The sequence below is a fragment of the Acinetobacter lwoffii genome, assembly GCF_022809915.1.
GTDB classification, from domain to species: domain Bacteria; phylum Pseudomonadota; class Gammaproteobacteria; order Pseudomonadales; family Moraxellaceae; genus Acinetobacter; species Acinetobacter lwoffii_M.
In genome coordinates this window covers 307,166-316,667 of record NZ_JALGQY010000001.1, presented here as the reverse complement: position 1 = coordinate 316,667, position 9,502 = coordinate 307,166, and the positions used below count along the sequence as shown (strand labels likewise).

11 protein-coding genes are annotated in these 9,502 nt (G+C 43.2%); 2 read left to right on the top strand and 9 right to left on the bottom strand.

The genetic code is table 11. The annotated features are described in order from the left end of the window. Window positions 1-146: 146 nt before the first annotated feature. The 3 genes from MTX11_RS01615 to MTX11_RS01605 are packed head-to-tail and all read right to left on the bottom strand — an operon-like array spanning window position 147 to window position 2,959. Window positions 147-1,223, bottom strand: a complete 1,077-nt coding sequence (locus tag MTX11_RS01615; RefSeq protein ID WP_243474193.1) for a DUF6670 family protein — start codon at window positions 1,221-1,223, stop codon at window positions 147-149. A gap of 18 nt (window positions 1,224-1,241) precedes the next feature. After that, window positions 1,242-2,063: a CDP-diacylglycerol--serine O-phosphatidyltransferase gene (gene pssA, locus MTX11_RS01610; protein ID WP_005108642.1), complete on the bottom strand. Its 822-nt coding sequence runs from the start codon at window positions 2,061-2,063 to the stop codon at window positions 1,242-1,244. 38 nt (window positions 2,064-2,101) lie between these two features. Beyond that, entirely contained in the window at window positions 2,102-2,959 is an 858-nt protein-coding gene (locus MTX11_RS01605) for a 23S rRNA (adenine(2030)-N(6))-methyltransferase RlmJ (RefSeq protein ID WP_243474192.1), read from the bottom strand. A gap of 117 nt (window positions 2,960-3,076) precedes the next feature. Between MTX11_RS01605 and MTX11_RS01600 the strand changes: the two genes are divergently transcribed. Continuing rightward, a complete protein-coding gene (locus MTX11_RS01600; RefSeq protein ID WP_004281424.1) occupies window positions 3,077-3,679 on the top strand; it encodes a 2OG-Fe(II) oxygenase in 603 nt (200 codons plus the stop codon). 70 nt (window positions 3,680-3,749) lie between these two features. Further along, complete coding sequence (locus tag MTX11_RS01595; RefSeq protein ID WP_004281425.1) at window positions 3,750-4,277, top strand: hypothetical protein; 528 nt, start codon at window positions 3,750-3,752, stop codon at window positions 4,275-4,277. Between the two features lie 90 nt (window positions 4,278-4,367). Here MTX11_RS01595 and MTX11_RS01590 read toward each other — a convergent pair whose 3' ends face one another. The 6 genes from MTX11_RS01590 to MTX11_RS01565 all read right to left on the bottom strand — a co-directional run bounded on the left by MTX11_RS01590 (window position 4,368) and on the right by MTX11_RS01565 (window position 9,257). Then, a complete protein-coding gene (locus MTX11_RS01590; protein ID WP_004645106.1) occupies window positions 4,368-4,625 on the bottom strand; it encodes a DUF2789 family protein in 258 nt (85 codons plus the stop codon). 115 nt (window positions 4,626-4,740) lie between these two features. Continuing rightward, a complete protein-coding gene (locus MTX11_RS01585) occupies window positions 4,741-4,995 on the bottom strand; it encodes a DUF2789 family protein (protein ID WP_243474191.1) in 255 nt (84 codons plus the stop codon). Window positions 4,996-5,046: 51 nt separating this feature from the next. Beyond that, on the bottom strand, window positions 5,047-5,325 hold the full coding sequence (locus MTX11_RS01580; RefSeq protein ID WP_004281428.1) for a DUF2789 family protein: 279 nt from the start codon (window positions 5,323-5,325) through the stop codon (window positions 5,047-5,049). A 172-nt stretch (window positions 5,326-5,497) separates the two neighbouring features. After that, window positions 5,498-6,484 (bottom strand): malate dehydrogenase, encoded by a 987-nt coding sequence (locus tag MTX11_RS01575; RefSeq protein ID WP_004645103.1) that lies wholly within the window; start codon window positions 6,482-6,484, stop codon window positions 5,498-5,500. 167 nt (window positions 6,485-6,651) lie between these two features. Then, complete coding sequence (locus MTX11_RS01570; protein ID WP_420909221.1) at window positions 6,652-7,290, bottom strand: ribonuclease T2 family protein; 639 nt, start codon at window positions 7,288-7,290, stop codon at window positions 6,652-6,654. A 32-nt stretch (window positions 7,291-7,322) separates the two neighbouring features. Beyond that, window positions 7,323-9,257: a lytic transglycosylase domain-containing protein gene (locus MTX11_RS01565; RefSeq protein WP_243474200.1), complete on the bottom strand. Its 1,935-nt coding sequence runs from the start codon at window positions 9,255-9,257 to the stop codon at window positions 7,323-7,325. Between the last annotated feature and the right edge of the window lie 245 nt (window positions 9,258-9,502).

The following is a 9,502-nucleotide window of genomic DNA, read 5'->3' as shown; positions in this document are numbered from 1 at the left end:
CACTGTTTTATCAGAAGTTTTAATCTTCATCACCGCCGATGGATGTGCATTCTACAGCATTTCAGAGCCCTTGCAACCCCTATTTTTAAATAATTCAGCAAAAATATCACGACTGTTTATTTATTCTACAAAAATCGCACTTTTCTTCATTTCTTGAGCAGTAAAGGGACTGAATTGGATAAATGACTTAATCTTTTTTCAGTTTTATTCTGTTCTTGAAAGCGTAAAGGCCGGCAATCTATGTATTCACAATAACCTCCTTCCCCATTTTCAGTTTCTTCATTTATTTTCACTTGATAACTAAAACTTCCTACATAGCCCGCTGCCAGGCCAAATTTAAAATCTCCACGACTTTGCCCTTGTACCCAGATACAAGTACCCTCTGCATTTTCATAACACCATTCAAATTCGCGCGGCAAATACATACTCTGCCCATTAGGTGTCGTGACACGCGGATAAACACGATGAACTTTAAAATAAACTTTGCGATCGAACATTTGGGTCCGCATGTTTTTTAAATCACGGAGATATATCCGCGACTGAACAATACGATTAAAACCATCCCGAATCTGCGCCAACAACAGTTGCCTGTTTTCACTGAGATTAATAATTTGATAAGTCAGGAAGGCCAAAGGTAGATAAGGAAAGTTAAAACTCCGCGCGTATTCAAAGCTTCCAAGACCATCGATCGTATATTGCTGCGCTTTATAGTTCACCGTTCCCTGACAATCACATAGCAAAGACCAGTGATCTGCCAAGGAAAACCGCATTTGGGTAAAATGAGAAATCAGTTGAGTGGTTTGAATATTTAAATCAAAACTGAGTTCCGAGTCAGAACGCTGCAAACGAAAATTTGGAAAACTTCCGCTCAATTGCTCACGATCCAGAAACTGAAACAGACCTGATCTAAAATGACAGTCCTGCTTGACCGAATAGTGATGCAATTGTCCCACCATATGTGGGCTCGAACTGCAAATCACGGTAGCGGTGTCTAAGGCTGTGGTTTCGATTGCACTCGGGTTTGCCAGCATGGGTGCATTGGGTTGCCCGATAATACTCAGAAAGTTTAAATAATAGAGGGGTGCCGGAAGCCCGGGGATCATCAAACCCTGATGAATAATTTTATATTTTGAGGTGGGGCCATGATAGGCGGGATGGCGCGAAACAGTAGGAGTCTGATTCAGCTGTTTCGAACGATCTAAAAAATCTTGAAGAAACCGCATCTCAGACTCCTTATCTTTTTATAATGTACTCGATCTTTTTGCCATAAAGGTGGTTACAAAACCAGACAAGGCATAGAGAATAGAAATGACCAGAATGCCGACAGGAATATTATAAGTCATCGCTGCAAAGACGAATACGGCAATTGGTAGGACAAAAAATGGAACCCGTTTACGTTCTACAGTTTTAAATGAATAGTATTTGATATTGGAAATCATCAACAAGCCTACCGCAATGATGACCACTGCATTAATGACCTGAAGAGAAGGTTCACGAATATCAAAGATTTCTGGAAAATCCAGACCGACCCAGACCAGTGACACAATCATGATGGCAGCCAGAGGACTTGCGACACCAATAAAATAACGTTTGTCGACCACACCAATCTGTACATTGAAGCGTGCCAGACGGAACGCAGCACATGCGGTATAAACAAAACAAGCCGCCAGACCAATACGGCCCAAATCACTCAAGCCCCAGCTATACATCAAAATAGCGGGAGCTACGCCAAAAGCCAGCATGTCAGAAAGCGAGTCAAATTGTTCACCGAACGGACTTTGTGCACCAATCGCACGTGCCACACGTCCATCCAGTCCATCCAGTAATGCCGCAATAAAAATCGCATAAATCGCTTGCTGAAAATCACCATTCATACTGGCAATAATCGAGTAGAAACCTGACAACAACGCTGCCGTTGTAATCAGGTTCGGCCATAGATAGATGCCTCGACGCTTAACTTTTTGCCCTTCCTGGGTATGCTCCTCTTCTTCTACCTCAAAGGTGATGCCATCGAAAGGCACTTCAGTTGAAGAGTCACGTTCCGGTTTGCTTATATTTGTCATTCTTGTCGATCCTAGCTATGACCTGATCTTTGAAAAAATTATTCGCCCACTAACCAACGAACTGCAGCGTGACCACCGTTTTCACTCATGCGAAGATGCGGGAATAACCACTGTAGTGCTTCATCAGCATCTTCAGAGAATTTCCAAGGTGGGTTAATCACCAGCAAACCACAACCGTTCAGGCCTACTGGGGTATCATCCGGCCATACACAGACTTCACACACCAGTTGACGGCGGATACCGGTCTTAAACATTTTCTTCTCAAAACGTTCAATCATGGCACGGTCTTTAATTGGATACCAAACGGCAAATACACCTGTCGGCCATTTCTTATACGCAGCAACCAGCAGTTCGACCAACTGCGGGAAATCTTTACGTTCCAGTTCATATGGCGGATCGATCATCACCAGACCACGTTTTTCTTTTGGCGGAATGACTGCCAACAGACCTTCATATGCATCACGCTCATGCAAACCGGCACGCTTGTCAAAAATATTATGACGAAGTTGCTGGAATACATCACGCTGCATTTCAAAAATGGTCGCTTTATCAATTTCACGCATGCCTTCTAGCGCAAACCACGGCGAACCCGGATAAGCACCCTTACCAAAGTTTTCACGCATGTTTTCAACAATTTTCAAGTATTGTTGTACGCCTTCAGGTGCATTACGCCTGATCGAATCATCCAGCTTAATAAGACGATGAATACCGTTTAAAAACTCACCTGATTTTTGCGCTTCAGCAGTCGACAAATCATATTTACCTGCACCACCATGTGTATCTACATAGCGATAAGGTTTGTCTTTTGCATTCAGTCGAGTCAACAACTGAAGCAATAAAACGTGCTTCATGACATCGGCAAAGTTGCCTGCGTGGTAAGAGTGACGGTAATTCATGTTTCAATTATTCCTAAGATCAATTGCTATTTTAACATGAAAAACTATTTCGTTCAGAAACGATTATTGAACTAAAATAGCGGACCTTTTTTTACCACACTATCGAGAATTGAAAAAATGGAAGCAGTTATCATCCCAGGGGATTGGAATGTTGATCAAATCTTAGATGATTTAGATCAACATGGCTTTAGTATTGTTGACGATGCTTACTCTAGCGAATATCAACATGCAGTGAGCCAAGAATGCTTAAGCCACTTAAACGAATTTCGTAATGCAGCCATTCAAAATGGTGTAGTTAACAACATCCGTAGTGATCATATTCTTTGGTTACAACCTGAATTTCAAATTTCCCACCTACACATCCAAACACTTCAACAATTTTCCCAAATTTTAAACCGCGCGTTTTATTTAGGCATCAAAGATGTCGAAGCACATTTCGCTTGCTATCACGCGGGTGAGTTCTATACCCTGCACCGCGACAATCCTCAAGATAAAAATGGCCGGATGATTTCCAGTGTGTATTATTTACATGGACAATGGCAGACGGACTGGGGCGGTGAACTACGCCTGCAGGACAAACATGGCCAGTGGCATATTATCCAGCCAAAACCAAACCGAATGGCGCTGTTCCAGAGCGATTTATTACATGAAGTTTTAATCTCTAAACAGCAACGCCTATCCATTACCGCCTGGCTAAGAAGTGATACCTCACTACTCTAAGACACGCTGCCGCTTTAAATTTTAATTTTTAACCTCATATAGCCATTATTGAGAAATGAGGATTGCGTTGATGCGATTAACGACCAAACAGATTATTCAACGTCTGGGTGAAACTGACCAATTGTATTTAAAAGGCAATACGCCGGAATTAACGCTTGAACGTGCTGATCTTCGTTTACAGCTGGTGACTTTAAGTGAACTGCGTCAGGAACAGCGACATTTCCTGCAAGAAGCCGTAGTGTTGCTGGAACAAGGCCGGGTAGAATTTGAAGAAATGCCGCTGCGCATGTATATCAACCTATCTTTGCATCTGGCCAAGGCTTATATGATGTTTTTTGAATTGACCAAAGAGCACCATTTCGCCCTGATTACTCAGCAAATTTTAAAGCCAATGGCCAGTTATGAACATGGGGACATTTATTTCTTTCTGGCCTATGCCAGTGCCAGTAAAAATGAGCCGGCCCTGACCCGCCACTGGTTAGGTAAGTACACCACCACTGCCGAATTTGAGCTGGAATTATTACAGCAGCATCATGCATTTAATGATTATCGTCAGCACGAATGGTTTAACAAAATATTAAAAAGCAAAATGCATTAAGCCAAAGAACAAAAACGCCTCAAATGAGGCGTTTTTTAATACAAGCTATATCATCTTATTTTAAATATCAGAAAAATATAGGAAAAATGATCAAGCAGGTTGACGTCTATAAGCGTCCATGTGCAGTTGCTGATTCAGTTCATCGACCCAAATTGCCCAATCATCATCTTGTACCAAATGGCTAATCAATAAAGAACGCTGGGCTTTATTCCAGAATGGCGCATCATGCAAGGACAGCCCTGCTGGCAGTTGATGGGTGCGTACATACAATTCAATAGCCGCAGGACTATTGGCGAGACCGAGCTGAGAAAACAAGAGCTCTAAGGATGGTTGGTTCTTTGCGAGCATCGCGCCCTCCTTATATCAGATAAATTGTAATTATTTATAGATCTAACTTATAAGATAAGACAAAAAAAACCTAGTCCTTTGACTAGGTTTGTTGTTTCTTTTTGTATGAATGCATTTAAACGCTTTGTTTGTCGCTTTCCACATGTAAAAGCTGATTTAACTTGTCAATAATGACAATCCATTCATCATCTTGGTGCCAATGTTCACGCAGGAAGGCACTTTGTCCCTCACTCCAGAATTCAGCATCCGGTAATGCCACTTCAGATGGCAATTGATGGGTATGGGTAAATTGAGTAATTGAGGCTTCATCAGAAGGCAAACCCAATTGTTCAAATAATAATTCTAAAGTTAACTGTTGTTCCGTAAGCATAAAGAGCCTCCATCGTAGCGTTAAATTATGAGCGTGTTGATATTGGAATTCTTAGGTTGATTTATGGCCGGGTATGTCACAGGAACCTGAACCCTCTGCCTCAATATGTAATTGTTCATTCAATACATCAACAAAAATGGCCCAGTCATCATCTTTCTTCCAGTGACTGATCAGAAAGTCATGCTGTGATTTACTCCAAAAAGGAGCTTTATGCAGGGGCACATCCATACCGATTTGATGCGTATTAATAAACTCATCAATCGCTTCCGGACTCGAATCCAGACCCAATTGTTCAAAGAAAAGTTCGAAGGTGGCGCGTTGTTCTAACATCTGAACCTCCATTGTTTTTTATCTATAATCTTGTCTCTACCTTAGATGGCTCATAGCGAAAACTCAGTTGTCTCTCCTTCACAGCTTGTTATTTTTTGTTGATAAAGTGAGTGACATAAAAAAAGCACCCCAAATGGAGTGCTTTTCTTCAACTTAATCTAAGAAGATCAAATTATTTAAGCATATCAGCAATTGCTGCGCGCTCTTCTTCAAGTTCATTCAACGTGAAGTTGATACGCTCTTGACTAAATTCGTCGATTTCTAGACCTTGAACGATTTTGTATTCACCGTTTTCAGTCGTTACAGGGAAACCGAACATTACGCCTTCAGGAATACCGTAAGAACCGTCAGAAGGAATACCCATAGTTACCCATTCGCCGTTTGTACCAAGAGCCCAATCGCGCATATGGTCGATTGCAGCGTTAGCAGCAGAAGCAGCAGAAGACAAACCACGTGCTTCGATAATCGCAGCACCACGTTTACCAACAGTCGGAAGGAATGTATTTGCATTCCATTCTTGGTCGTTGATCATGTCTTTAACGCTTTCGCCGTTAATTGTTGCAAAACGGTAGTCGGCATACATGGTTGGAGAGTGGTTACCCCAAACTGTAAGATTTTTGATGTCTTTAACCGCTTTACCAGTTTTAGCAGCAATTTGAGATGCAGCACGGTTGTGGTCAAGACGTAACATTGCAGTGAAGTTTTTCGCTGGAAGATCTGGAGCAGATTTCATTGCGATGTAAGCATTCGTGTTTGCAGGGTTACCAACAACTAGAACTTTAACGTCACGGCTTGCAACTTCGTTCAATGCTTGACCTTGACCGATGAAGATTTCACCGTTCACTTTAAGCAGGTCAGCACGTTCCATACCTGGACCACGTGGACGTGAACCAACTAATAACGCATAGTCAGCATCTTTAAATGCAACTTTAGGATCATCAGTACCGATCATGTCTTCTAGTAATGGGAATGCACAATCTTGAAGCTCCATCATTACGCCTTTAAGCGCTTGTTGAGCTTTCTCAAAAGGAACTTCGAGCAATTGCAAAATCACTGGTTGATCTTTACCTAGCATTTCGCCGCTTGCGATACGGAATAATAGGCTGTAACCAATTTGACCTGCAGCGCCAGTAACGGCAACACGAACTGCTTGCTTCATCTAATTATCTCCAATTGAGGATATTCAATGCGATTAAATAGTTAGTATTTAATCTAATAATCGTAAACGCGAAAGATTGTACTCCAATCCTTTGCCAGATGCATATAAAAGAGGACGGATTTCACCTAAAGTCTGATAGGAAATATAAATTAAATCGGCAAAAAAGCTCAGTATGTTCCTTTTATTGTGACAGTTTTTGGGCATGTATTAATAATGTTGGCAGGACAGGATTTGTAATTGCCATTGGGGCGATAACAGACCTTGATCGAGGTAAGCACGCTAGCTGACTGGGTCTGCTGGCAGTTGAATCGCAAGGCATTGCCCGGTAATTGCGGATTAATTTTCAGGAATTTGGCTCGCAATGTATCGACAGAAATCGTGATATTTTCCTGTTCCGTCAGTTCCGCAGGCACTTTCAGACGATCTGCATAATTGATAATCGTCCGGAAATACTGACTGGCATTCATCGGCACGCAGCCACCGATATTGCGCCATAAAATTGTCCGGGTATTGTCATCCGGCATGATCCTGGCCACTACCTTGGACTGCAGTGGTGACAGTTTCGCAGAGCTATTGGTCGTACAATTTTGTGATGTGGTCTGAGGATATAAGCCGGAGATATTCAGCGAATAACCTTCCAGACATTTTCGTTTCTTGGCATATTCACGGTACAGGCTACATAGGGCCGGGACCATTTGTACATCCATGACATAGTCTGTCGGCGTAGCAAACGCTGCCGGACTACTGGCCAAAACCACAAGCGTAACCGATCCAGCCCAGACTCGACGATCCTTCATTATTTTCATGAATAAATTACCATTCCCCAATAATTTTAATTTTATTGTGTATTACGTAATGGTATCAGTTGCATGCGTTTACCCACTGACTGTGCCCCCTGTCCTAACAAGATACCGTAATGCGTGGCATTGGTCATGACATGTTTCACATAATCTCGGGTTTCAAGTAAAGGAATACTTTCAGTATATTGATCTGCGGCCATTCCCTGAAATTCTGGCTGCCAGCGGCGGGCACGGTTTGGTCCGGCATTATAGCCTGCTGTTGCCAGAACTGGACTATTGCTGAGCTGACGCTGAATGGTAGATAAATAGAATGTTCCGTAGCGAATATTGGTATTCATATCGGTGAGTGCTGCCGGATTATAAGCCTCACCCATTTGACGCGCCACCAACTTGGCCGTATCCGGCATAATCTGCATTAGACCACCCGCCCCGACATGTGAACGTGCGACGGTATTGAAACGACTTTCTTGACGCATCAAACCATAGGCCCAGGCCGGATCAATCCCCGCATTGCGACTATGGCTGACCACGTAATTCTGATGTGGCATTGGATAACGATAGTTATAATTATGTTTGTTCGCGGTACGGTCAGCGGCATAAATGGCACGATCATACCAGCCCATATCCATGGCACGTTTTGCCGCGGCCAGCAACAGGTCATCATCCTTCTTTAGATAAGCCTGACGCACTGCCCAGTTCCATTCCCGGTTAATATAGTTCTCCGGGGCGCTGATATTACGTAAGGTGAAAGCACGGCGGAAATGAATATCCTGATTCAAGCGCTGCATAGCCTGATTGGATGGCTGCGCTGGATTTGGTGTACTCGCAGTCACCTGCCCCAGCTTGTCGCGTGCCAGAAGATTGTGATAGTCATCTCCGGTCGCCAGCTTACGATAAATACTTTCTGCTGCCTGTTTGGAAGCACGATCAGTACGTTGTTCGCTGGCACGCGCCAGCCAATATTGCCAACGGTCTTCCTGCTTTTGGTTAACACTCATGCTATCAATGGCACGAATCAGGCTTTCCCAAGCACTAAAACGGATGGCCTGACGTGCATAAATTTCGGCTTCTTCCGGGCTAAATGGCAGGCCATAGCTGGCATCTAGCGCATTTAACACTTCACGGTTGAAGTTGTTTTTCATGACTGTGGTACCACCGATATAACCGACAGCACGATATAAGGCGCGTTGTACAGATGCAGGTGTGCCTTCTGCGGTACGTTTGACAATGGATAAGGCCGAGTCCAGATCAGTATCTGCCAGACGACCCAGTGCATAGATCAGATAGGCATGTTCGGCAGCACTGCTTTTAGGTGCAGACCACAAATAACTGGTGGGATTGGCCTGAATCGAGTTCAATTGTGCCAATGACAAATTCAGGCCAATGCCTTGCGCTGTCGCAATGGCCTGACCTGACTGTCCGGCACGAAGTTGTCCCCAGAGTCGCTGCTGACGGTCTTCTGCTGTCATGAGTGGACTGGAAAGCATCATCCGGCCAAGACCGGTACAAGAATCCGGTTGGTTATTCGTCGTCAGCCAGACCTCTTTAAATTCAGCATAGACCAGTTCATCGCCAGCTTTGGCGCGCACTTGTGCCACTGCACAGGCTTCGGCAGGATCAGCATTGGTTACATAAGGCAATACCGGTTGAGCAGTACTAAAGTCTGCCATTTTTACCTTTTCTTCGACATAGTCTGCTGCCAGCTTTTCAGCCATGGCGGATTGAGGGTAACGCTGGGCAAAACTGATAATCTGGCTAACAGGCTGCATGGCAAGATTCTGGTTTAAAATCCAGTATTCCGGATAATAGCCCAAGGCATCATTCTGCATAGACAGACGATATTGCTGTAACAGTTCAGTATTACCTGCATTGGCTGCACGCAAGGCATCATTAAATTGTTCTTCTGCTGCCTGTGTACTCGCTGAACAGATACATGCCACACTTAAAGTAATTAATTTATAGTATTTATACATAGTTTTAGTGTGTTTCAACATCCCTTTGCCTTCTATCATCGATTTTATGCTTTGCCCATGTTGCATATCATAAGAGCTAGTTTGAAGATTATAACCAACTCTATTGTTCAGTTATGTAACCTTATGATTAAGCAATATTAATCTACAGACAATTTTTGCCCATAAATCAATATTTTTCCACAGTTAATTTGGGCTATAAGTTTAAGCGACTTTCCTGCTAAAATATGCGCCTTTCCAAGATTTCA